This window comes from Microbacterium festucae (genome assembly GCF_025421715.1).
In the GTDB taxonomy this organism is placed as follows: domain Bacteria; phylum Actinomycetota; class Actinomycetes; order Actinomycetales; family Microbacteriaceae; genus Microbacterium; species Microbacterium festucae.
Genome location: NZ_JAOEFC010000001.1, coordinates 265,752 through 288,923 on the forward strand (window position 1 = coordinate 265,752; position 23,172 = coordinate 288,923).

17 protein-coding genes are annotated in these 23,172 nt (G+C 73.8%); 5 read left to right on the forward strand and 12 right to left on the reverse strand.

Annotation, left to right across the window (positions count from 1 at the left end; all coding sequences use genetic code 11):
- Positions 1-116: 116 nt before the first annotated feature.
- The 6 genes from N3K63_RS01175 to N3K63_RS01200 form a co-directional block, all read right to left on the reverse strand.
- Positions 117-995, reverse strand: coding sequence for a hypothetical protein (locus N3K63_RS01175; RefSeq protein ID WP_261578134.1), 879 nt, complete (start codon positions 993-995; stop codon positions 117-119).
- A 10-nt stretch (positions 996-1,005) separates the two neighbouring features.
- Positions 1,006-5,529, reverse strand: coding sequence for an FtsK/SpoIIIE domain-containing protein (locus N3K63_RS01180; RefSeq protein ID WP_261578135.1), 4,524 nt, complete (start codon positions 5,527-5,529; stop codon positions 1,006-1,008).
- A 34-nt stretch (positions 5,530-5,563) separates the two neighbouring features.
- A complete protein-coding gene (locus N3K63_RS01185; RefSeq protein WP_261578136.1) occupies positions 5,564-6,952 on the reverse strand; it encodes an RDD family protein in 1,389 nt (462 codons plus the stop codon).
- A gap of 93 nt (positions 6,953-7,045) precedes the next feature.
- Complete coding sequence (gene purH, locus N3K63_RS01190) at positions 7,046-8,653, reverse strand: bifunctional phosphoribosylaminoimidazolecarboxamide formyltransferase/IMP cyclohydrolase (protein WP_261578137.1); 1,608 nt, start codon at positions 8,651-8,653, stop codon at positions 7,046-7,048.
- A 48-nt stretch (positions 8,654-8,701) separates the two neighbouring features.
- Entirely contained in the window at positions 8,702-9,307 is a 606-nt protein-coding gene (purN, locus tag N3K63_RS01195; protein WP_261578138.1) for a phosphoribosylglycinamide formyltransferase, read from the reverse strand.
- A gap of 31 nt (positions 9,308-9,338) precedes the next feature.
- Entirely contained in the window at positions 9,339-10,853 is a 1,515-nt protein-coding gene (locus N3K63_RS01200; protein WP_261578139.1) for a cell division protein PerM, read from the reverse strand.
- Positions 10,854-10,888: 35 nt separating this feature from the next.
- Here N3K63_RS01200 and N3K63_RS01205 point away from each other — a divergent pair, with 35 nt between their 5' ends.
- On the forward strand, positions 10,889-12,301 hold the full coding sequence (locus N3K63_RS01205; RefSeq protein WP_261578140.1) for an NCS2 family permease: 1,413 nt from the start codon (positions 10,889-10,891) through the stop codon (positions 12,299-12,301).
- A gap of 75 nt (positions 12,302-12,376) precedes the next feature.
- Here the strand turns inward: N3K63_RS01205 and sucD are convergent, their stop codons facing one another.
- The 3 genes from sucD to N3K63_RS01220 all read right to left on the reverse strand — a co-directional run bounded on the left by sucD (position 12,377) and on the right by N3K63_RS01220 (position 16,186).
- A complete protein-coding gene (gene sucD / locus N3K63_RS01210; protein ID WP_261578141.1) occupies positions 12,377-13,279 on the reverse strand; it encodes a succinate--CoA ligase subunit alpha in 903 nt (300 codons plus the stop codon).
- 32 nt (positions 13,280-13,311) lie between these two features.
- Positions 13,312-14,478: an ADP-forming succinate--CoA ligase subunit beta gene (gene sucC / locus N3K63_RS01215; RefSeq protein ID WP_261578142.1), complete on the reverse strand. Its 1,167-nt coding sequence runs from the start codon at positions 14,476-14,478 to the stop codon at positions 13,312-13,314.
- A 97-nt stretch (positions 14,479-14,575) separates the two neighbouring features.
- Positions 14,576-16,186: an FAD-dependent oxidoreductase gene (locus N3K63_RS01220; RefSeq protein ID WP_261578143.1), complete on the reverse strand. Its 1,611-nt coding sequence runs from the start codon at positions 16,184-16,186 to the stop codon at positions 14,576-14,578.
- An 82-nt stretch (positions 16,187-16,268) separates the two neighbouring features.
- Between N3K63_RS01220 and N3K63_RS01225 the strand changes: the two genes are divergently transcribed.
- A complete protein-coding gene (locus tag N3K63_RS01225) occupies positions 16,269-16,937 on the forward strand; it encodes a TetR/AcrR family transcriptional regulator (RefSeq protein WP_261578144.1) in 669 nt (222 codons plus the stop codon).
- Positions 16,938-16,955: 18 nt separating this feature from the next.
- On the opposite strand, the gene N3K63_RS01230 is transcribed toward N3K63_RS01225, so the two are convergent.
- Positions 16,956-18,119 (reverse strand): pyridoxal phosphate-dependent aminotransferase, encoded by a 1,164-nt coding sequence (locus N3K63_RS01230; protein WP_261578145.1) that lies wholly within the window; start codon positions 18,117-18,119, stop codon positions 16,956-16,958.
- A 40-nt stretch (positions 18,120-18,159) separates the two neighbouring features.
- Positions 18,160-19,332: a serine hydrolase domain-containing protein gene (locus tag N3K63_RS01235; protein ID WP_261578146.1), complete on the reverse strand. Its 1,173-nt coding sequence runs from the start codon at positions 19,330-19,332 to the stop codon at positions 18,160-18,162.
- An 87-nt stretch (positions 19,333-19,419) separates the two neighbouring features.
- Between N3K63_RS01235 and N3K63_RS01240 the strand changes: the two genes are divergently transcribed.
- The 3 genes from N3K63_RS01240 to N3K63_RS01250 all read left to right on the forward strand — a co-directional run bounded on the left by N3K63_RS01240 (position 19,420) and on the right by N3K63_RS01250 (position 21,858).
- Positions 19,420-20,526, forward strand: a complete 1,107-nt coding sequence (locus tag N3K63_RS01240; protein ID WP_261578147.1) for an alcohol dehydrogenase catalytic domain-containing protein — start codon at positions 19,420-19,422, stop codon at positions 20,524-20,526.
- Positions 20,527-20,590: 64 nt separating this feature from the next.
- A complete protein-coding gene (gene fabG / locus N3K63_RS01245; RefSeq protein WP_261578148.1) occupies positions 20,591-21,388 on the forward strand; it encodes a 3-oxoacyl-ACP reductase FabG in 798 nt (265 codons plus the stop codon).
- On the forward strand, positions 21,385-21,858 hold the full coding sequence (locus N3K63_RS01250) for a MaoC family dehydratase (RefSeq protein WP_261578149.1): 474 nt from the start codon (positions 21,385-21,387) through the stop codon (positions 21,856-21,858). The genes fabG and N3K63_RS01250 overlap by 4 nt, the downstream gene beginning before the upstream one ends.
- A gap of 96 nt (positions 21,859-21,954) precedes the next feature.
- Here N3K63_RS01250 and N3K63_RS01255 read toward each other — a convergent pair whose 3' ends face one another.
- The gene (locus N3K63_RS01255; RefSeq protein ID WP_261578150.1) at positions 21,955-23,169 is read right to left on the reverse strand and encodes an acetyl-CoA C-acetyltransferase; all 1,215 of its coding nucleotides are present in this window, start codon (positions 23,167-23,169) and stop codon (positions 21,955-21,957) included.
- Positions 23,170-23,172: the final 3 nt, after the last annotated feature.

Consider the following 23,172-nt stretch of genomic DNA (forward strand, 5'->3'; position numbering starts at 1 on the left):
CGAGTCGATGCGCCCTCCGAGAACATCCAAGGGCATGGCGGCCCCGGCGTCGATGGGGACCACTCCCCGCCGGCCCGCTCCCCCGGCCGTCACGACGGTGCTGCCACCGCCGCCGGTCACCGCGGCCCCAGCGCCGAGACGTCGATGTCGCCGTCGAAGTACACCCACACCAGCCACGCGACCGGTCCGAGCCGTCGCGCCTGCGCCGCGGTGGCCGCGGGGAGGTCCGCGGCGGCCAGGGCGCTCTCCCAGCGCTCGGCGAGCGCCGCGGCGTCGGCGGGGCCGCCGGGGCGGAACGCGGCCAGGCGCGCCGCCTCGGCACGCAGCGCACGGTCGTCGCGGCGGCGGTCGCCGGCGGCCGCGACGGCCCCGGGCACCGGGACGGTGCCCCCCTTGCGCCGGGCGAGGAGCACGGCGACCACGACGAGTTCGACGAGCAGGATGCCGCCCGCGACGAACCACAGTCGCAACTGGTCCTCGGTGAACGGGACCCCGCGTGAGGCGGTGCCGACGACCATCCGGTACCCGATCAGGGCGGCCAGCACGACGGCGACGATCGTCGTCATCACCATGCCGACGTAGGCGGGGTAGGGCGATGCGCGCCGGGCCAGCAGGGCGGCGACCGCCAGCAGCACGAACGCGATCGGCGTGGCGATCATGACGATGGGCAGGGCTACCTCGATGTCGACGACCACCCCGCGCACCGGCGGGAGGAACATCGATGCCGCGGCCACCACGGCCAGCAGCGCGACGGTGAGAACGGCGCCCCACACCCGGTCGGACGACGATGCCGCCGGCGACGCGGCGCGCGGCGCTGCGGCCGGCTCTCCCTCGCGGACGGCGATGAACGCCCGGCGCTCCTGCCCCAGCCGCCGCACCGCGGGCAGCAGGCGGTTCGCCAGGTCGCGGTCGGCGGTGATCGCCGCCGCGGCGGCGCGGGCCACGGTCAGCACCTCGCCGTCCTCGCCGATCAGGCGCACGGTGCGCGTGCTCACGAGCCCGCCCTCACGACCGTGCCGTTTCGCGCGCCGGAAGCGTCGCGGCATCCACCAGGGGCAGCTGCACGGTCACCTGACGGCCCGCCTGCACGAAGATGCCGCGGCCCTCGGGGAAGTCGGAGCGCTTGACCTTGGGGAAGGGCACCTTGAACACGGCGTCGCCGTCGAACGCGTCGGGCTTGAGGATGATGCCCTTGCGGCCGCTCTTGAAGTCGCCCACGAACCCGAAGCCGCTGGTGACCTGGGTGACGTCGGCGTCGCCGACGAGGAAGTGGTCGCTGCGGTTGATCGCCTGGAACAGCGCCTTCAGGGTCCGCTCGGCGGGCGAGTCGGCGAACTGCGGCACGTCTTCCATCACGATCATGAACCGCTGCCCGATCGTCTCGTCGGCGACGAGCTCGGCCAGCTCGGTGGCGAGCTCCTTGGCCTCGTCGGGCGTGGTGGCGCTGCGGATCCAGGGGGCGAACTCCTTCAGCTGCGCCCGGCGCCCGCCGAAGTGGAAGAGCTTGACCTCGGGGTCGAGGCGCACCATCGAGGTGACCAGCGCCTTGAGGGCGTTGGTCTTGCCCGACGAGGGCGGTCCGGCGACCACGAAGGTGCCGACCGGGTCGAACTCGCGCGCGGCGAGGGTGTCTTCGGCGATGCCGAGCACGGGGAACTCGCCGATGCGGGCGGGGAGGTCGGGCAGCGCGAGGCGGGTGGGCAGGGCTCCGATCTCGGGCACCTCCCGTGCGCCGCGGGCGCGCAGCTCGTCGGCCATCTGCCCCAGCAGCTTCGTCTGCTCGGCCACGTTGGGCGTGCCGCCCAGCACGGCGATCTGGGTCTCGAGACCGTCGACGATGGCGCGGCCGGGCGCCGAGCGCTCGTCGAGCACGTCCTTGGGCGCGTTCAGCAGCGTGTAGGCGTTCTCGTCGGACAGGCGCAGCACGACCCGTCGCGACACGTTGGAGCTGACGGCGGTGGGCACCGAACCCGAGCGGTCGGCGGTGGCCACGACGTGCACTCCGAGCGGGCGCCCCTCGCCGAGGATCCGCATGAACGCCTGGTAGAACGGCATCCGCGCGGTGGTCGACTCCCACTCGGCGCGGAACTGCGGCAGACCGTCGAGCAGCAGCACGACGCGCGCCTCGTCCTGACCGGTCAGCTCGCGGTACTCGCCGATGGTCGACGCGTTGGCGGCGCTGAAGCGCTTGCCGCGGTCGTCGAGCAGGGCGCCCAGCGAGCGCATGATGCGCTGCACGCGCTCGGCGTCGTCGCCGGGGATGACCGAGCCGACGTGGGGCAGCACCTCGAGGCTCTTGAGCGCGCCGGAGCCGAAGTCGAGGCCGTAGACGGCGACGTTCTCGGCCCGCCGGCCCATGGCCGCCGAGATCGCCACGGTGCGCAGCACGGTGGACTTGCCCGAACCGCTCGTGCCGTAGACCAGCAGCGAGCCGTCGCGGTCGGGGTCGAAGTACACCGGCTCCTGCAGCTGACGGGCCGGCACATCGCTCTTGCCGAGCAGGATCGCGCCGCCGCGCCCGCCCGGCAGCGCCCGGATGTCGACGGCCGATTCGAGGTCGTCCAGCCACGGCCGCCGGGGGGCGGGGATGCCGGCGCGTGAGGCCGCCGCCACGAGCGTGGCCACGATGCGCTTCTGGTCGTTGGGGCCGGGGTCGATGGCCGCCGCCGGGTCTTCGGGTGCCTCTTCCAGCTCCCACCGCAGCACCGAGCCGAACCGCAGCTCGGCGACGGTGATGTCGGCGACGGGGGCCTCCTGCGTCGACCAGCCACCGGCGTACGCCGACTGGAACGGCACGAGGCGGCCGGGGCCGGTCTTGGCGATGCCGCGCCCGGGGATGCCGGGGTCGAAGCTGGCGGCCACCGGGTCGTCGACGACGTCTTTCGAGTCGGACTCGTCGGCCATGCGCAGCGCGACGCGCAGGTTGGTGTTGGCGCGCAGGTTGTCTTTGATGACACCGGCGGGGCGCTGGGTGGCCATGATCAGGTGGATGCCGAGTGAACGGCCGCGCTGGGCGATGTCGACGACGCCGTCGACGAACTCGGGCACCTCGCCGGCGAGCGCGGCGAATTCGTCGATCACGAGCACGAGGGCGGGCGGGGTGTCGGGGTCGCGCCGCTTCTCGAGCTCGAGCAGGTCCTTGGCCTTCTTGCGGTTGAACAGGTGCTCGCGGTGGTGCAGTTCGGCGCGCAGGCTGGTGAGCGCGCGGCGCACCAGGTGGGGGCTCAGGTCGGTGACGAGGCCGACGGTGTGCGGCAGGTCGACGCAGTCGGCGAAGGCCGAGCCGCCCTTGTAGTCGACGAAGAGGAACGTCACCCGGTCGGGGCTGTGCGCCGCGGCCATGCCGAGCACCCACGCCTGCAGGAACTCGCTCTTGCCGGCGCCGGTGGTGCCGCCGACGAGGGCGTGGGGGCCCTGGGTGCGCAGGTCGAGGGTCATCGCGTCGGTGGCGCCCTGCCCGACGATGGCGCGCAGGGTGCCCGACTTCTTCAGGCGCGGCAGGGCCACCCCGGTGCGGTCGAGGATCGTGTTGTTCTCGCGCCACCGGTCGATGGCGAAGGCCGGATCGGAGGCGAGTTCGCCGCCGACCAGCGAGAGGAACATCACCGAGTTGGGGATGTCGGAGGCGTCTTCGATGACGGTGCTCGAGTCGACGACGGGCGCGAGGCGCTTGGCGAACACGGTCATCAGCTCGTTCGAGACGCCCTCGACGGCGGTCTGCGGGTAGTCGACGCCGCTGCGCACGGTGCCGGCACGGGCGGCATCCAGCCCGCCCGACACGTCGAGGAAGCTGCGGCAGACGGCCGGGAGAGCCTCGACGACGGGGGCGACGAACAGGCCGTAGACCCCGACGTCGGCGCCGCGTTCGAGCACCTGGGTGAGGCGGGCGCGGTCGATGGGCGCGTCGGCGGTGACGATGACCAGCACCGCGGTCTGGCCCGGGAAGGTGGCCTCTTCGGCGGCGCGGCGCACGTCGGTGCCGTAGCGCATCGAGTCCCAGTCGTCGTCGAAGGGCAGGCGGGGGGATGCCGCGGCCTTGGAGCGCCGCATCACGAGCTCTTCCAGTCCCGACAGCAGCGCCGCACCGGTGGAGGCGGAGTCGGCCAGCGGCAGGTCGCGGAAGGGGCTGCGTTCGCTGGAGGTGTGCGGCAGCCACTTGAGCCATTCGAGTTGCTGGGCCCACTCGGGCTCGGTCAGCGCGACGGCGACCAGCTCGTTCGGGGAGTGCAGGCCGAACAGCTGCACGCACAGGCCCCGCAGCGCGTCGGCGGCGGGCAGGGTGGGGCCGGCCACGCCGATGGCCCCGACGCTCTGCAGCGACTCGAGAACCGGCACGCCGTCGATGAGCCGGTAGCGGTCGGCGAGCCGGTCGACGCGGTCGACGTACTCCTGCAGCGCCTCGGGCGCCTCGGCGCGCTTGATCGAGGTGCGCGAGGGCGCCTCGCAGGTGCCCAGGCGCACCGCCAGGAAGTTCCAGTGCTCGGGGCGGCGGGTCCACAGCATGGGGCCGAGCTCCATCGCCTCCGAGAAGACCACCGCCACCGGCGGCGCCTCGGCGCCGCGGATGTCGCGCTCGCGCGGACGCTCGCGGTAGAGGGTCTCTTCGAGCTCCTCGAACATGCGCTCGAAGACCTCGCCCTCCTTCTTCACGCGCTGCCCGATCTGGGTGCGCTGGGAGATGAAGTTGCCGAAGAGCATCAGCGGCGACATCAGCACGACCAGCAGCGAGCGCGGCTGACCGTTCATCGCGTACAGCGAGATGCCGAGGATGAGCGGGGCCACGAGCATCGGCCAGGGGAACAGGCGCGAGATCGGGTCCTTCGGCATCCGCGGTTCGGGCAGTTCCTCGCCGACGTAGCGCGGTTCGACCATGGGGCTGCGGTTGAACAGCAGCGCACCGCCCCGCTCGAGCACCTGGTCTTCTTCGACGGGCGCGAAGTCCTGCACCATGCGCACCACGACGTCGGTGTCGCCCAGCTGGAAGCGCTGCCCGGGGATCACCCGCAGACGCGGGACGCGCCCGCCGTCGACGACGATGCCGTTGGCGGAGTTGAGGTCGACGATCTCGACGGTGGGGCCCACCTCGATGCGGGCGTGGCGCTTGGAGACCAGCGCGTCGTCGAGCACGATGTCGTTGCCGCTGACGCGGCCGATCGTGAAGTGACCGCGGGGCAGGGCGAACTCCTGCCCGGCCAGCGGTCCGCCGACGACCGAGAGCACCGCCGCGGCGGGGCCGTGGGCGCTGCGGGGCCGCGCGCCGGCGCCGAGGTTGGCGATCTGCGCGATGAACCCCGAGCCGACGGGCGCATCGCTGATGAGCATGTCGGGGTCGAGGGTGCGGAAGTCGGCCGACGTGGGCGGGGCGACGGTGAGTGTCAGCGTCTCGTCGGCGCCGACGACCAGCTCGCGGGCCGGGTCGGCCTCCACGATGCGGCGCGCGACGTCGCCGACGGTCGCGGTGGTGTCGGAGGTGACGACGATGTCGGTGCGTCGCTGGTCTCGGCGCTGCAGGGTCAGTTTGAGTCTCATGCCGGCATCCTCTGCGGGAGGTCAGGGGGAACGATCAGGCGCCGCGCACGAGGGCGCTGCGGTCGCCGAAGCGGATGGTGTCGCCGTCGGCGAGCGGGACGGGGCGGCCGGGGACGAGCGGGGTCTCGTCGCCGTCGTGCACGAGCGCACTGCCGTTGGTGGAGGCGCGGTCGACGACGACGAGCCCGGCGGGGGTGCGCAGCACGGCGAAGTGCAGCTTCGAGACCGACCGGGTGCTGTCGGCGACGGCGACGGCGGTCAGGCCGGCGTCGGCGGCCTGGTCGGCGCTCGGCGCGCGGCCGAGCAGGATGCCCGCGCCGATCGCGACGCGCTCCCCCGAGTCGAGGACGAGCTGGGCGGATGCCGCCGCGCGCGGTGCCGGCGCGGCCGGGGCGCCGGCGGCCGGGGCCGCGGGTGCCGACGCGGGCGACGGGATCGGCGCGGGCGTCAGAGGCGGCGCGGCGGGCGTCGGGCGGGGCGCGGCGGCCGGGGCGGCCGCGGGAGTCGGTGCGGGTGCGGGTGCGGAAGCCGCTGCCGCGGCGGGCACTGCGAAGCCCGGCACGGCATCCACGATGCCCGAAGCCACCGGCGCCGCGGCCGCGCCGGCGGGGGCGCCGCCGAGGGGCGACCAGCCGGCCGCGGTCACGGGATCGGGCGCCGGGGCCGGGGCCTCGGTCTTGGGGGCGCCGAGCACTCCCCCGCTGCGGCGTGCGGTGGGCACCTGCAGCGCGGGTGCCTGCGGGCCGCGGGGCGTGGCCAGCGACGGCAGCTCGGCGCGCACGTCGGCGAGGTCGGTGGCGACGGTCTTGCGGGCGATGCGCATCCGCTTCTGGTCGTAGGGGTCCAGGCCCTGCTTCACGTCGACGAACCAGGTGGCGGCGGCCATGTCGGGCCAGCCGCGACCGCGCCGCTGCGGGTCGAACAGCGGCGACAGCGCGATCACCAGCAGCGGCCCCAGCAGCGGCAGCAGGAAGCTCGCCCCCTGCACGAGGTAGCGCACGACGGCGCCGCGCCAGAAGCCGGGGCGCTCGAGCGTGCGCACGTTGACGGAGCGGATGCCGGTGAGCGCCTTGCCGAGCGTGACGCCGCGACGCCCGTGGAGGATCATCTGAACCAGCAGGAACACGGTGGTCAGCGCGTAGCTGGCGGCGGCGGCCAGCACGATCCACAGCAGCCCCGACTGCGCCCGCATCGCGGCCTCGGGGTCAGTGCTCAGCGCGATCGCGAGAAGCCCCGGCAGGGCGCCGATCAGCATCGGCAGCTGCAGCAGCACCACCACGACGATCTCGATGGTCACCGCCAGCACGCGACGCCCCTTCGGCGCCGGCACGAGGCCGAGCGCGGCCGCGTACTCGGGACGCGGGCGACCGTACGTGTCGAGTCCCTCGATCGTGCGGGACTGCTCGTCGATCTCCCAGATCACCGGTCCTCCTCGGCCTCGCCGTAACGCTCCGACCCTACCGGGCGCGGGCGATCCCGCCGGCGGGGAGCACTCCCCACCGGCGGCATGTCGCGCTCAGTGGAAGAAGTGGCGCTCGCCGGTGAAGAACATCGTCACGCCGGCCGCGCGGGCCGCGTCGATGACCTCCTGGTCGCGCACCGATCCGCCGGGCTGGATGATCGTGCGGATGCCGGCGTCGATGAGCACCTGCGGGCCGTCGGCGAACGGGAAGAACGCGTCGGATGCCGCGACCGACCCGGCGGCGCGGTCTCCCGCGCGCTCGACGGCCAGACGGCACGAATCCACCCGGTTGACCTGTCCCATGCCGATGCCGACGGTGGCCGAGGCCTGGGCGAGCACGATGGCGTTGCTCTTCACGGCGCGGCACGCCTTCCACGCGAAGGCGAGGTTCGACTTGGCGCTGTCGTCGGGCATCTCGCCGGTGACCAGCTCCCAGCCGTCGACGAGCGACTCGATCTCGGCGGGGAAGCGATCGGCATCCTGCAGCAGCAGCCCACCCGAGACCAGGCGCACGTCCATCGGCTCCTGGCGCCAGTCTGCGGGAAGCTGCAGCACGCGCAGGTTCTTCTTGAGCTTGAAGACCTCCAGCGCCTCGGGGGCGAAGTCGGGGGCCACGATGACTTCGGTGAAGATGTCGCGCAGGTTCTCGGCCATCTTCAACGTCACGGTGCGGTTGGCCGCGATCACGCCGCCGAACGCCGACACCGGGTCGCACTCGTGGGCGCGCAGGTGCGCCGAGGCGATGGGGTCGAGGGCCTGCGGGGCGCCGATGGCGATGCCGCAGGGGTTGGCGTGCTTGATGATGGCCACGGCCGGCTTGACCATGTCGAACGCGGCGCGCAGGGCGGCATCGGCGTCGACGTAGTTGTTGTACGACATCTCCTTGCCCTGCAGCTGGGTGGCCTGGGCGATGCCGTGCCCGCCGGTGCGCGAGTAGATGGCGGCGCGCTGGTGCGAGTTCTCGCCGTAGCGGAGGGTCTCGAGGCGCTCGGCGCGGATGGTGAGGTGCTGGGGAAGCTCGCCCTCGTCGGCGAGGGTCTCGTCGGCGAACCACGTCGACACGGCGCGGTCGTAGGCGGCGGTGTGCGAGAAGGCCCGCGCGGCGAGCTCCTTGCGCTGGGTCAGGCTGGTGCCGCCCTGCCCGATGGCGTCGATGATGGCGGGGTAGGACTCGGGCGAGACGACGATGGCGACGTTGGCGAAGTTCTTAGCCGAGGCGCGCACCATGGCCGGGCCGCCGATGTCGATCTGCTCGACCACGGCGTCGCCGGTGGCGCCGGAGGCCACCGTCTCGACGAACGGGTAGAGGTTCACCACGACGAGCTCGAACGGGAGGATGCCGAGGTCGGCCAGCTGCGTCTCGTGGTCTTCGAGGCGCAGGTCTGCCAGCAGGCCGGCGTGCACGCTCGGGTGCAGGGTCTTCACGCGGCCGCCCAGCGACTCGGGGAACCCGGTGATCTCGGCGACGTCGGTGACCTCGAGGCCGGCGTCGCGCAGCAGCGACGCCGATCCCCCGGTGGAGACGAGCTCGACGCCCGAGGCGGCCAGCGCCTGGGCCAGCGGCAGCAGACCGGTCTTGTCGCTCACCGAGATGAGCGCCCGGCGGATCGCGACGACGTCGCGCGGGCGGTAGAGGGACGGGTCGATGGTGGGACCGGCCATGGCGGAGGGCTCCTCGGGGTCGGAGATCGGACGTCGGTGGGGAAAGGGTCAGACGGTCGGCGCGGGAGCGTCGAAGCGGGAGAGGTCGAGCTCGCCGGTGGCGATGCCGCGCACCACGTCGATGAGCAGGCGCCGCTCGACGGGCTTGATGCGCTCGTGCAGGGTGTGCTCGGTGTCGCCGGGCAGCACCGGGATGCGCTCCTGGGCGAGGATCGGGCCGGTGTCGACGCCGCCGTCGACGACGATGACGCTCGCGCCGGTCTGCGTCGCGCCGGCGGCCAGCGCGTCGCGCACCCCGTGGGCCCCGGGGAACTCGGGCAGGTAGGCGGGGTGCGTGTTGATCAGCCGGGGCGCCCACGCCGCGACGACCGCGGCCGGCAGCAGGCGCATGAGCCCGCTGAGCACGACGAGGTCGGGGTTCCACACCTCGAGCTGGCTCTGCAGCTCGGCGCCCCACTGCTCGCGGGTCTCGAACTCGCGGAAGGGCACCATGAAGGTCGGGATGCCGAACTGCTCGGCGTGCGCGAAGCCGTCGGCCTGCCGGTCGGCGCCGACGACGACCACCCGCGCCGGGAAGTCGGCGGATGCCGTGGCTTCCAGCAGCGCGCGGAGGTTGGAGCCGGTGCCCGAGATGAGGACGGCGACCGTGAGCATCCCGTCAGTCTAGCGAGGCGCCGCGGCGCCGTCAGAGCGCCGGCGGCGGGGTGCGGGGGCCCTCGTCGTCGCCGTCGTCGGGGGCGTCCGCGCCCCGGCCCGGGGTGCGGCGGTCGTCGGCGAAGAAGGCCAGCGGCTCGATCGGCTCGGTGACCCCGTCGGGGTCGGCCGTCGCGGCGCCGCGGGCCACCGGGCCGTCCGCCCACTCGCCGGCGGAGGCGCCCGCGTCAGCGTGGCCCTCGGCGTGGTCGACGAGCACCGGCGCCGTGCGGCGCTCGGCGCGGTGGTCGTCGGCGCGGTGGTCGAGGCGATGCTCGTCGAGCCAGACCTCGTGCGGGTCGGTCTCACCCGAGCGGCGGCGGGGGCCGAACAGCATGATGGCGGCGCCGACGGCGATCTCGGCTCCCACGGCGAGGGCCAGGGGCCCGGCCTGCGGTCCCACGACCGCCAGCCGGCCGGGGCCGATCGAACCGGAGGCGACGACGGCGAGCACGGCGGCGGCGAGGCCGGAGCCGACGGCGAGGGCGGCGAGGATCGCGAGGCGGGCGGGCACGGCATCGGCACCGTCGCGCACGAGGCGGGCACGGGCGATCCAGCCGGCGAGCGCACCGATGCCCACCACGGCGACGGCGAGCAGCAGCAGCCAGTGCGAGGGCGCTTCGGGGACGATGCCCAGCACCGGGATGGCCGGGAGCACACCGAGGTCGGTGCCGGCGGCCGACACCGTGGCGCCCTCGCCGAGCAGGAACCCGGGGCCGGCGGCGTAGGCGAGCCCCCACACCACGAGGGTGGGCAGGTAGGCGATCTGGGCGAGGGCGACGGTGATCGCACCGACGACGTCGACGTGCGCCGCCTCGAACAGTGCCACCACGTCGCCGCCGCCGACGGCGAGGGCCACGGCCAGCACGGCCGCGCCCAGACCGATCGCACCGACCACCGCGGCGGCCAGGCCCCGGGCGGCGGCGTCGACCGTGCCCCGCCACACCTCGGTGCGGTCGGCGCGGTCGTGCAGGTCGTCGACGAGACCGTCGTCGCCCTCGCGCCAGGCGGTCGCGAAAGCGCCCACGGCGGCCGGCACCAGGTAGACGAGGGTGGGCACGGCGATGGCCTGCCACATCTCGACGCTCGCCACCGGCGCGTGCGACGACACCGCGCACAGCGCCGCCAGCGCGCCGAAGGCGACGGTGCCCGACAGCACGCCGATCAGGCCCGCGCCGGAGTGCGCCGCCCGCGCGCCCGAGCGGGCGGCGAACAGCGCGGTGAACGTGGCGAAGGCGAGCGGGGCCAGCGAGACCGTGAACGCGGCGGCGGCCTCGGGGATGCCGGTGGCGGTGAGGTATTCGGCCGGCAGGGTCACCTGCACGGGCACGAGGTTGCCGGCCTGCCAGATGCGGGCCGCGGCCGGCCACAGCAGCCCCCAGTCGGCGGCACCGCCGAAGCCGAACACCCACAGCAGGGTGAGCGGAGCCAGCGCGGCGGCCACCCCGACGACGGCCGCGATGGCGGCGTCGAAGGCGGCGAGGATGATGACGAGGAGGCGGTTCATGCGCCTTCGACCCTATCCGCGCTAGCGTCGAGGGAATGAACACCCCGCCCTCTTCGACGGTCGCCGCCGGCGGCCGCCTCGACCGCTTCTTCGAGATCAGCCGCCGAGGCTCCACCCTCGGCACCGAGATCCGCGGAGGCCTGGTCACCTTCGTGACGATGGCCTACATCGTCATCCTCAACCCGCTGATCCTGTCCACCCCCGACGTCGACGGATCGGTGCTCGACGGCAACGCCGTCGCCGCCGCCACGGCGCTCACCGCCGGTGTGATGACGGTGCTGTTCGGCCTGGTCACCCGCCTGCCGTTCGCCTTCGCCGCCGGCCTCGGCATCAACGCGTTCCTGGCCTTCTCGGTCGTGGGCTCGGTCACCTGGCCCGAGGCGATGGCCCTCGTGGTCATCAACGGCCTCATCATCGTGCTGCTGGCGGCCACCGGCCTGCGGAAGCTGATCTTCGACGCCGTGCCGGTGCAGCTGAAGCTCGCCATCACGGTCGGCATCGGCCTGTTCATCGCGTTCATCGGCTTCGTCAACGCCGGGTTCGTCACCGCCACCGGCAACCCCTCCCCGCCGGTCGACCTCGGCATCGGCGGTTCGGTCGCGACGCTGCCGACCCTGCTGTTCGTGCTCACCCTGCTCATCGGCGGCGTGCTCATCTCGCTGCGCGTGAAGGGCGCCATCCTCATCGCCCTGGTCAGCGGCACGCTGCTGGCCGCGCTCGTCAACGCGATCTGGCCGTTCGGCCTCGACTTCGGGTTCTCGGGCGGCATCGTCGCCCTCCCCGACCTCAGCCTCATCGGCGCCGTCGACTTCGGCTTCGACCTGCAGCGGGTGAGCGTGGTGGCCCTGGTCATGTTCGTGTTCACGCTGCTGTTCTCGAACTTCTTCGACGCCATGGGCACGATGACGGGCCTGGCCAAAGAGGCCGACCTCGCCGACGCCAACGGCGACTTCCCCCGCATCAAGTCGGCGCTGATCGTCGAGGGCGTGGGCGCCGTCGTCGGCGGTGCCACCTCGTCGTCGTCGGCGACCGTGTTCGTCGAGTCGGGCTCCGGCATCGGCGAGGGCGCGCGCACCGGACTCGCCTCGGTGGTCACCGGTGGCCTGTTCCTGCTGGCGATGTTCTTCACGCCGCTGACCTCGCTGGTGCCCGGCGGCGTCGCCGCGGCGGCGCTGGTGCTGGTGGGCGCGATGATGCTGACGCAGATCAAGAACATCGACTTCACCGACTTCCGGGTGCTGCTGCCGGTGTTCCTGACGGCCACGGTCATGCCGATGACCTACTCGATCGCCAACGGCATCGGCGCCGGATTCGTCAGCTGGATCGTGCTGCACGCGTTCTCCGGCAAGGCCAAGACCATCCACCCGCTGCTGTGGGCGGTCGGCATCGGCTTCGTCATCTTCTTCGCCCGCGGCCCGATCGAGGCGCTCTTCGGCGTGGCCACCTGACACTCCGCACGCACGCGAAAGGGGCCGGATGCCATGGCATCCGGCCCCTTCACCGTCGGTGCGGTGCGGTGTCGCTCAGAGCTGCTCGATGATCTCGCGCATGAGGGCGGCGGTCTCGGACGGCGTCTTGCCGACCTTCACACCGGCCGCCTCGAGGGCTTCCTTCTTGGCCTGCGCGGTGCCCGCCGAGCCCGAGACGATGGCGCCGGCGTGGCCCATGGTCTTGCCCTCGGGGGCGGTGAAGCCGGCCACGTAGCCGACGACCGGCTTGGTGACGTTGGCCTTGATGTAGTCGGCCGCGCGCTCTTCAGCGTCGCCGCCGATCTCGCCGATCATGACGATCGCCTGGGTCTCGGGGTCGGCCTCGAACGCGGCGAGCGCGTCGATGTGCGTCGTGCCGATCACCGGGTCGCCGCCGATGCCGATGGCCGTCGAGAAGCCCAGGTCGCGCAGCTCGAACATCATCTGGTAGGTCAGGGTGCCCGACTTCGACACCAGGCCGATCGGGCCCTTGCCGGTGATGTTGGCGGGCGTGATGCCCACCAGCGCCTCACCGGGGGTGATGATGCCGGGGCAGTTCGGACCGATGATGCGGGTCTTGTTGCCGCGGCTCTTCGCGTAGGCCCACGCCTCGGCGGTGTCGCCGACGGGCACGCCCTCGGTGATCACCACGAGCAGCGGGATGTCGGTGTCGATGGCCTCGATCATGGCGTCCTTGGTGAACGCCGGGGGCACGAACGCGATCGACACGTCGGCGCCGGTGGCCGCGATGGCCTCGGCCACCGAGGCGAACACGGGCAGCTCGACGGCGTTGCCGGCGGCGTCGGTGTGCGACACGGTCGTGCCGGCCTTGCGCGCGTTCACGCCGCCGACGACGTTGGTGCCCGCCTTGAGCATCAGCGCGGTGTGCTTGGTGCCCTCGCCGCCCGTGATGCCCTGGACGATGACCTTGGAGTCCTTGTTCAGATAGATAGACATTGTTCTGTTCCTCGAATTCGGGAGGCCGGGGGTCAGGCCGCGGCCAGCGCGGCGGCCTTGTCGGCGCCCTCGTCCATGCCGGCGGCCAGGGTCACGAGCGGGTGGTTCGCGGCGGCGAGGATGGCGCGCCCCTCTTCCACCTGGTTGCCGTCGAGGCGCACCACGAGCGGCTTGGTGGCGGTGTCGCCGAGGATCTCGAGGGCCTTGACGATGCCCTCCGCCACGGCCACGCACGAGGTGATGCCGCCGAAGACGTTCACGAACACGCTCTTGACCTGCTCGTCGCCGAGGATGACGTCCAGGCCCGCGGCCATGACCGTCGCCGAGGCGCCGCCGCCGATGTCGAGGAAGTTGGCGGGCTTGACGCCGCCGTGATTCTCGCCGGCGTAGGCGACGACGTCGAGGGTCGACATGACCAGGCCCGCGCCGTTGCCGATGATGCCGACCTCGCCGTCGAGCTTCACGTAGTTGAGACCGGACGCCTTGGCCTTGGCCTCGAGCGGGTCGGCGGCGCCCTTGTCTTCGAGCTCTTCGTGCTCGGGGTGGCGCACCTCCGACGCGTTGTCGTCGAGGGTGACCTTGCCGTCGAGGGCGATGATGTTGCCCGCGGCATCCTGGATGAGCGGGTTCACCTCGACGAGGGTCGCGCCCTCGCCCTTGTAGACGTCGTAGAGCTTGACGAACACGGCCGCGACCTTCTCGACGAGCTCCTCGGGGAAGTTCGCGGCGCGGGCGATCTCGACGGCCTTGGCCTCGTCGATGCCGTCGAGCGGGTCGACCTCGACGCGCGCGAGCGCCTCGGGCTTCTCGACCGCGAGCTGCTCGATCTCCATGCCGCCCTCCACCGAGCACAGGCTCAGGTAGGAGCGGTTGGCGCGGTCGAGCAGCACCGAGAAGTAGAACTCCTTCTCGATCTGGGCGCCCGCGGCGACCATAACGCGCTGGACGACGTGGCCCTTGATGTCGAGGCCGAGGATGGCCTTGGCCGCCTCGTAGGCCTCGTCGGGGGTCTTGGCGACCTTCACGCCGCCGGCCTTGCCGCGCCCGCCGGTCTTGACCTGGGCCTTGACGACGACGACGCCGCCGAGCTTCTCGGCAGCCGCTTTCACCTCCTCGGGGGTGTCCGCGACGATGCCGGCGAGCACCGGCACCTCGTACTTCTCGAATAGGTCTCGTGCCTGGTACTCGTACAGATCCACGTGCAATCCTTCGCTGGGCGACTGTGGCTATCGTGCCGAAAGTGTGATTCGACGGCCGAAGAAATCTCGATGTCGAGAGATCGACCGAGACCCCAGCCTAATACGCGCCTGTGAACACCTCCGACCCGCCCTCGGGCTCCGCCGGGTCTGCGGGCGCCTCGCCGGGGGTACGGGGCAGCCGCTCCAGGTCGCGCACGGCCGGACCCTCGATGCGCGCGCCGTCGGCGGTGAACCGAGAGGCGTGCAGCGGGCAGTCCCACGTGCAGTCGGCGTCGTTCCACCGCAGCACGCCGCCCAGGTGCGGGCACACCGCGCGCACGGCGCGGGTGCGGCCGTCGACCGTCGAGACCCCCACCGGCACCAGTCCGCGGTGGGCGACCACACCCTCCCCCTCGGCCGGTCGCGCCACCGGCACCGCCTGCCGCTGCGATCCCGCCCAGCCGGATGCCGCCTCCCACCCCACCGAGATGTTCTCGGCGCCGCCGCGGCCGATGTCGGCGGGCACGGTCAGGCGGCGCGAGATCGTCTGCATCCACTCCGGTCTGTCGCGGAAGGGCACGCCGGTGATCTCGGCGGTGAGGCGCTGCGCGGCGGCGGGCGCCAGCGCCAGCCCCCACTTGCCGTAGCCCGTCGCGAAGCGCACCGCCCCGCCGGTGCGGGGCATGACGCCGATGAAGGGGATGAGGTCGTGCGACTCGTAATCCTGCGCTGACCACCAGGTCACCGGCTGCGCCTGGGGCAGGTGGGTGCGGGTCCAGGCGATGAGGTCGTCGACGGCGGCGCGCTCCGAGTAGGCACGGCCCACCGGGTGGCCGTTGCCGCCGACCACCAGCTGCGCGCGGTGGGCGGGGCCGTCGGCGGCGGTGACCGAGCGGATCGAGCGGGTGGGGCCGTCGACCGACAGCATCAGCCCCGCGGGCAGGTCGCCCTCGACGGCGAACGCCACGCAGTAGCTGCGCAGCCCGCGCGTCTTGGCGAAGTAGAGGCCGCGGTCCAGCAGCGGCGTGCCGGTGGCCAGCACGATCAGGTCGGCCTCCAGCGGGCCGGCGTCGGTGAGCAGGGTGGTGCGCGGGAGCGTGCGCACCCCGGTGGCCCGGATGCCGGTGTGGAGGGTGCCGCCCTCGGCCTGCAGCCGCGCGGCGAGGGCGGCGAGCGTCGCGACCGGGTCGAGGGCGAGCTGTCCGTCCAGGGCCAGCCCGTCGACGATCGGGAAGGGGTGGTCGCCGGCCGGCACGAGCCGGTGCACGGGCAGCCCGGCCTCGACGGCGGCGCGCTCCTCGGCATCCAGGTGGGCGATGCCCTCGGCGGTCTGCGCATACGAGATCGCGGTGCGCGCGGTGTGCGGCACCCCCTCGGCCGTGACGAACGCGCGCAGCCACGACGCTCCGTCGGCGTTCGCCTCGACGTAGGCGCGCACGAGCGCGGCGGGGTGGTGGCGTCGCAGCGTCGAGAGCACCCGGCCCTGCAGCAGCGACACCTTGCCGGTGTTGCCGCCGCTGGCCAGCGCCCCCACACCGCCGGCGTCGATGACGGCCACCCGGCGACCGGCGCGGGTGAGCAGCAGCGCCGTGGTGAGCCCGGTGATCCCCGCACCGACCACCACGACGTCGGGACGCCCGGCGGGGAGGGCGGGGGCGGTCGGGGTGGTGCCGGTGTCAGTGCCGGTGTCCATGCCGGTGCCGGTGTCCATCTTCCAGAGGGGCTGCATGCTGTCAGCCAAGCCCGCCCCCGCGGCGGTGGCAACCCGGTTGACACGTGCGGACGGGGACCCACTGGGTAGGCTCGGGGTCATGAGTGACGCCGCTCCCCCGCCCACCCGAGGCGCCGTCGTGGCCGCCGCCCTCGACCTGTTCGCGACGCAGGGGTTCGAGGCGACCTCGGTGGAGCAGATCGCCCAGGCCGCCGGCGTCTCGCGGTCCACCTTCTTCCGCCAGTTCGGCGGCAAGGACGACGTCGTCTTCACCGACCACGACGAACTCCTCGCCCAGCTGCGCACGCAGCTGGCGGGCCCCCACGACAACCCGTGGGCCGCGGTGTGCGCGGCATCCGTCGACGTGTTCCGCCACTTCGCCGCCGATCCCGAGATGGCCCGCCGCCGCTACCGCGTCGTGCGCCAGGTGCCGGCGCTGCGCGAACGCGAGATCGTGACGGTGTTCCAGTACGAGCGGCTGTTCGACGAGTACCTGCGCGGTGCGCTGCCGGGCCTGGACCCGGTGGATGCCGTGGCGTTCGCCGCCGCCGTGACCGCCGTGCACAACCACGTGCTGCGGCGACTGCTGCGCGGCACGACCGACGTGCCGGCATCCGTGCTGTCCGAGGCCTACGACGGCCTCATGCACCGCTTCGGCGTGCACCCCGATGGCGAGACGCCGGCCACCGACGACCTGATCATCGCCGCCTTCCCGCGGCGGATGCCGGCCGCCGAGATCGCCCGGCGACTGCGCGCCGACCTGACCTGACCGCCGCCCGGGCGGGGATCACACCCCCGGCGCGGGGGCCGGCAGGCGCGACAGGCCGTGCAGCAGATCGGCGCGCGCGGCGGCCACGCACACGCGGATCCACCCCTCGCCGCTGACGCCGAACGCCGACCCCGGCGCCACCGCCACCCGCTCGGCGCGCAGGAACCGCTCCGTCCACGCGGCGACGTCGCCGCCGGTGGCGTGCGCCATGTCGATCCACAGATACAGCGCGCCGTGGGGCCGCAGGTAGCGGATGCCGCGCTCGTCGAGCAGCGCCGTGGCGGCGTCGAGGTTCTCGCGGTAGTGCTCGCGCGCGGCGGCCACGTGCTGCTGGTCGCCGGTGAGCGCGGCGACGCCGGCGTGCTGCGCGGGGGCGTTCAGGCACGACACCATCGCCTCCTGCGCCGACCGCAGGTGCGGCGCCCACGCCTCGGGCGCGACGAGGAAGCCGACGCGGATGCCGGTCATGGCATACGTCTTCGACAGCGAGAAGGCGCCGATCACCCGACGACCGCCGGTGGCGACGGTGTCGAGGGCGGTGAGGCTCGTGTGGGGGCGGTCGAAGGTGAGCTGCGAATACACCTCGTCGCTGATGATCCACAGGTCGTGCCGGTCGGCGAAGTCCAGCAGGGCGCGGGCGCCGGCCTCGTCGATCACGGTGCCCAGCGGGTTGGACGGCGAGTTGACGATGATCGCGCGGGTGCGCGCGGTGATGAGCCCCTCGAGCACGTCGACCTCGGGCAGGAACCCCGCCGCCAGGCGCAGCGGGTAGGGCACGGGCACGGCCGACAGCATCCGAGGGCTCATCGAGAAGGTCGTGTAGCCCGGGTCGGGCACGAGCACCTCGTCGCCCGGGTCGAGCACGAACCCCAGCGCCTGGTGCAGCGCCTGGGTGGCCCCGACCGTCGCCCACACCCGCTCGGGGTCGAGGGCGACGCCGGTCTCGACCCCGAAGCGGTCGGCGAACGCGCGGCGCAGCGCCGGGATGCCCCCGTTGGGGGTGTAGTCGGTGAGGTCGGCGTCCCACGCGGCGGTGGCCGCCGCGGCGATGTGCGGCGCGATGGGCATGTCGGGCTCGCCGACGGCCAGGAAGGTGACGTCGTCGAGGGTCAGCGCCACCTCGAACAGCCGGCGGATGCCGCTGACCGGCACCGTGTGGACATGCGGACTCAGCTCGGGCACCGCCCCAGGCTACGCGCTCGTCTCCGTGGCGCGGGCGGGGTCAGAGGGCGGCGTAGGCGGCGTGGAGGTAGGCGACGGTGCGGGGTCCGGCGAGCAGGCCGGGCTGCATGCGGTTCATCACATACGCGAACGTCACGCCGCGGTCGACGTCGGCGGTGACGATCGACCCGCCCCACCCGCCCCAGAAGGCCACGCGGCCCTCGGGGATGTAATCGGTCGTCCCCGGCTGGCGCAGACCCCAGCCGAGCCCCCACCGCAGCGGGATGCCGAGCACGAGGTCGATCCCCTCCTGCGGGTCGCGGAAGAGGCGGTCGACCGTCTCGGGTCGCACCACGCGGATGCCGTCCACCTCACCGCGCCCCGAGACGACGGCGTTGAGCCGTGCGACCGCCCGGGCGTTGGCCTGGCCGCCCGCGCCGCCGACGCCGGCGCCGCGCCAGGCGCGCGTCCAGGTGTCTTCGGCACGCAGCACCGGGCCGGTGAAGGTGCGGAACGCGGGGGTGCCCGGCTGCAGCGGCAGGTCGACGGCCGGCGGCGGCACGACGTCGCTCACCCGGTGGTCCTCGCCCTCCGGCAGCCCGAACCAGAAGTCGGCGCCGAGCGGGCCGGCCAGCTCATCGGCGACGAACGCGCCCAGCGACCGGCCGTCGACGGCGCGCACGAGGCCGTGCACGAGGTGCCCGTAGTCGAGCAGGTGGTAGCCGCTGGCAGCGCCGGCCGGCCACCACGGCGCCTGCGCGGCGAGGCGCTCGGCGGCCGCGTCGACGTCGAGGATGTCGGCACCGGTGACCGGCTGATCCCAGCCCGACACCCCGGAGGCGTGCTGCAGCACGTGGCGCACGAGCACGTCCTGCTTGCCGGCGGCGGCGAACGCGGGCCAGTAGTGGGCGACGGGACGGTCGGGGTCGAGCCGGCCGCGGTCGATGAGCACGAGAGCCGCCAGCGCCGACACCGTCTTCGACAGCGACCACACCGTCGTCAGGGTGTCGCGGCGCCAGGGGCGGGTGCGGGCGGGGTCGGCCCAGCCGCCCCAGAGGTCGACGACGGGCCTCCCGTCGACGAGCACGCAGAGCGAGCCGCCGAGGTCGGCGCCGGAGGCGAGGTTCTCGCGGAAGAGGTCGCGGAGCGGGGTGAACCGGTCGTCGGCGTGGCCCTCGACGTCAGCGTCGAGAGGGGCGCCCGAGGATCCGGCGGCGATGACGTGATCCGACATGTCGCAAGCATACCGCCTGGTCGGTATGCTCGACAACACCCGCTCGCTCCGCGCGACACCGCGGGCGCATCCGACGAGGAGGTCCCGATGCAGATCACCGGCGCCGTGCTGGAGCACGACGACACCGCCCCCGCCTCGCACGCCTGGACTATCGGCCCGCTCGAGCTCGACGACCCCGGCGCGGGCGAGCTGCTCGTGCGCATCGAGGTCGCGGGCGTGTGCCACTCCGACCTCAGCGTGGTCGACGGCAGCCGCCGCCGCCCCCTGCCGATGCTGCTCGGCCACGAGGCCGCCGGCATCGTCGAGCGCACCGGCGACGGCGTCGACGACCTCGCCCCCGGCACACGCGTGGTGATGACGTTCCTGCCGCGGTGCGGCCGGTGCGACGGATGCCGCACCGACGGCCGCCTGCCCTGCGCACCGGGGAGCGCGGCCAACGCCGCCGGCGAGCTCGTCGGCGGCGGCATCCGCCTGCACCGCCGCGACGCGCAGGGCCGCCCGCAGGCGGTGCGCCACCACCTCGGGGTGAGCGGGTTCGCCACCCACGCCGTCGTCGACCGCACCTCGGTGGTGCCCGTGCCGGCCGACGTGCCCGCCGACGTCGCCGCCCTGCTCGGCTGCGCCGTGCTCACCGGCGGCGGCGCCGTGCTCAACGCCGGCCGCCCCGCACCCGGCGACCCGGTCGTGGTGGTGGGCCTGGGCGGCGTGGGCATGGCGGCGCTGCTCGTGGCCCGCGCCCTCGGGCACGACGTGATCGGCGTGGATGCCGTGGCCGCCAAGCTCGACCTCGCCCGGCAGCTGGGGGCCGCGGCGGCATGGGAGCCGGGCGACGCCCTGGACCGCGGCGTGCGCGCCCCGGTCGTCGTGGAGGCGGCGGGCTCGGCCCGCGCGTTCGAGACGGCGCTGGCGCTCACCTCCCCCGGCGGCACCACCGTCACCGTCGGGCTGCCGGCGCCGGATGCCCGCGCCGCGGTGTCGCCGCTGACCCTCACCGCCGAGGCCCGCACCGTGATCGGCAGCTACCTCGGCTCGGCCGTTCCCGCCCGCGACATCCCCCGCTACGTCGACCTGTGGCGCCGCGGCCTGCTGCCGCTGGAGCGCCTCATCTCCGACCGCATCACCCTCGCCGACCTGCCCGCGGCGATGGACCGCCTCGCCACCGGCGCCGCCCTGCGCCAGCTCATCGTCTTCTGAGCCGGCCCGCATCCGCCCCGCCCCGACCCGCAGACCACCCGCAGACCGCCCCGAAAGGAACCCCATGACCGGCACCCCCTCCCCCGACGCGACCCCCGAAGCGGCAGCGCCCGCGGCGCGCGTCGCCCTCGTCACCGGCGCCGCGCGCGGCATCGGCGCCGCCATCGCCCAGCGCCTGGCCGCCGACGGCCACGCGGTCGGCGTGCTCGACATCACCGCCGACGCGTGCGGCGATACCGTGGCGGCCATCACCGCCGCCGGTGGCCGCGCCGTGGCGCTGGGCGCCGACGTCGCCGACGCGGCCGCGGTCGAGGCGGCCCTGTCCCGCCTCGTCGACGAGCTCGGCGCCCCCACGATCCTCGTCAACAACGCCGGCATCATCCGCGACAACCTGCTGTTCAAGATGACCGAGGACGACTGGGATGCCGTGCTCTCGGTGCATCTGCGCGGCGCGTTCCTGGTCACCCGCGCCGTGCAGGCCCACATGGTCGCCGCCGGCTGGGGGCGCATCGTGAACCTGTCGTCGACCTCGGCGCTGGGCAACCGCGGCCAGGCCAACTACGCCGCCGCCAAGGCCGGGATGCAGGGCCTCACCAAGACGCTCGCGCTCGAGCTCGGCCGTTACGGGGTCACCGCCAACGCGATCGCCCCGGGCTTCATCCAGACCGACATGACCCGGCAGACGGCCGCCCGCATCGGGGTGCCCTTCGACGAGTTCGTCGCCGCCGCCACCCGCGAGATCCCGGTGGGCCGGGCCGGCACCCCCGACGACATCGCCGCCGCCGCCGCATTCTTCTGCGCACCGGAGGCCGGCTTCGTGTCGGGTCAGGTGCTCTACGTGGCGGGAGGTCCGCGCGCATGAGCATCGAGATCGCCGACCCGCAGGCCCTGCCCGACGCCGTCGGCCGCACCGCCACCGGCGACTGGTTCGAGGTCGACCAGTCGCGCATCGACGCGTTCGCCGCCGCCACCGAAGACCGGCAGTGGATCCACCTCGACGCCGAGCGCGCCGCGACCGGGCCCTTCGGGGGCACGATCGCCCACGGCTACCTCACGCTGTCGCTGCTGCCGCACCTCACCGACGGGCTGCTGCGGGTGCAGGGCCTGGCGATGGCCGTCAACTACGGGCTCGACAAGGTGCGCTTCCTGCAGCCGGTGCGCGCGGGCTCGCGCGTGCGCGCGGTCACCGAGATCACCGCCGTGGATGCCGCCGGCGCGGGCCTCGGGGGCGCCCCGGCCTTCCGGGTGAGCGCACGCACGACGGTCGAGATCGACGGCGCCGATCGGCCCGCCCTCGTCGCCGAGACGATCGCGCTGCTCGTCGCCGCCTGACCGGCATTCGCGGGCGCAACGGCGCCGGCGGATGCCGCGGCCCGAGGTCGCGGCATCCGCCGGTGCGTCGCGTGGTCGCCGGTGGGGGGGGGGGGGTCAGACCCGCTCGATCACCATGGCCATCCCCTGCCCGCCGCCCACGCACATGGTCTCGAGGCCATAGCGACCGCCGACGGTGTTCAGGCCGTTGATCAGGGTCGCGGTGATGCGGGCGCCGGTCATGCCGAACGGGTGGCCGACGGCGATGGCGCCGCCGTGCACGTTGAGCCGTTCGGGGTCGACGCCGAGCTCGCGCGCCGAGGGGAGGACCTGGGCGGCGAAGGCCTCGTTGATCTCGACGAGGTCGATGTCGTCGATCGTCAGCCCCGCGCGGGCGAGGGCGCGCTGCGAGGCCGCCACCGGCCCGAGCCCCATGATCTCGGGCGAGAGCCCCGACACCCCGGTCGACACGATCCGCGCCAGCGGCTGCAGGCCGAGCTCGTCGACCACCCGCTCCGAGACCACGACGACCGCCGCGGCGCCGTCGTTGAGCGGGCAGCAGTTGCCGGCGGTGACCGTGCCGTCGGGGCGGAACACCGGATCGAGCGCCGCGAGGGCCTCGACGGTGACCCCGGGGCGCGGCCCGTCGTCGGCGGCGACCACCGAGCCGTCGGCAAGGGTCACGGGCGTGATCTCGCGCGCCCAGAACCCCGCGGCGCCGGCCGCCTCGGCGCGCTGCTGCGAGCGGGCCGCGAACGCATCCTGGTCGGCGCGGGTCACGCCGCGCAGCTCGGCCACGTTCTCGGCGGTCTGCCCCATGGCGATGTACGGGTCGGGAAGGAGGCCGTCCGCGCGCGGATCGCACCACCCGGGCGTGCCGGCGGCGGTGCGCGCCGCCGAGCGGGCGAGCGCGTCGGCGAACCTCGGGTTGACGGCATCCGGCAGGTCGGACGCCCCCGCGGGGTAGCGAGAGACCGCCTCGACACCGGCCGAGACGAACACATCGCCCTCGCCGGCGCGGATGGCGTGGAAGGCCATGCGGGTGGTCTGCAGCGACGACGAGCAGTAGCGGTTGACGGTGGTGCCGGGCACCGCGTCCCACCCGAGCAGCACCGACACGATGCGGGCCAGGTTGAACCCCTGCTCGCCGGCGGGCTGGCCGGTGCCCAGCAGCAGGTCGTCGATGCGGGCGGGGTCGAGGGCGGGCAGCTTCTCGAGCGCGGCGGCGACCATCTGGGCGGCGAGGTCGTCGGGGCGGATGTCGACGAGCGACCCCTTGCGGGCGCGGCCGATGGGCGAGCGGGCGGTGGCGACGATGTAGGCCTCGGACATGGC

Excerpts from the sequence above, each read along its gene's own strand:
- N3K63_RS01180 (WP_261578135.1), bottom strand. The coding sequence starts at position 5,529 with ATGAGACTCAAACTGACCCTGCAGCGCCGAGACCAGCGACGCACCGAC.
- purH (WP_261578137.1), bottom strand. The coding sequence starts at position 8,653 with ATGGCCGGTCCCACCATCGACCCGTCCCTCTACCGCCCGCGCGACGTC.
- purN (WP_261578138.1), bottom strand. The coding sequence starts at position 9,307 with ATGCTCACGGTCGCCGTCCTCATCTCGGGCACCGGCTCCAACCTCCGC.
- N3K63_RS01200 (WP_261578139.1), bottom strand. The coding sequence starts at position 10,853 with ATGAACCGCCTCCTCGTCATCATCCTCGCCGCCTTCGACGCCGCCATC.
- N3K63_RS01205 (WP_261578140.1), top strand. The coding sequence starts at position 10,889 with ATGAACACCCCGCCCTCTTCGACGGTCGCCGCCGGCGGCCGCCTCGAC.
- sucD (WP_261578141.1), bottom strand. The coding sequence starts at position 13,279 with ATGTCTATCTATCTGAACAAGGACTCCAAGGTCATCGTCCAGGGCATC.
- N3K63_RS01220 (WP_261578143.1), bottom strand. The coding sequence starts at position 16,186 with ATGCAGCCCCTCTGGAAGATGGACACCGGCACCGGCATGGACACCGGC.
- N3K63_RS01225 (WP_261578144.1), top strand. The coding sequence starts at position 16,269 with ATGAGTGACGCCGCTCCCCCGCCCACCCGAGGCGCCGTCGTGGCCGCC.
- N3K63_RS01235 (WP_261578146.1), bottom strand. The coding sequence starts at position 19,332 with ATGTCGGATCACGTCATCGCCGCCGGATCCTCGGGCGCCCCTCTCGAC.
- N3K63_RS01240 (WP_261578147.1), top strand. The coding sequence starts at position 19,420 with ATGCAGATCACCGGCGCCGTGCTGGAGCACGACGACACCGCCCCCGCC.
- fabG (WP_261578148.1), top strand. The coding sequence starts at position 20,591 with ATGACCGGCACCCCCTCCCCCGACGCGACCCCCGAAGCGGCAGCGCCC.
- N3K63_RS01250 (WP_261578149.1), top strand. The coding sequence starts at position 21,385 with ATGAGCATCGAGATCGCCGACCCGCAGGCCCTGCCCGACGCCGTCGGC.
- N3K63_RS01255 (WP_261578150.1), bottom strand. The coding sequence starts at position 23,169 with ATGTCCGAGGCCTACATCGTCGCCACCGCCCGCTCGCCCATCGGCCGC.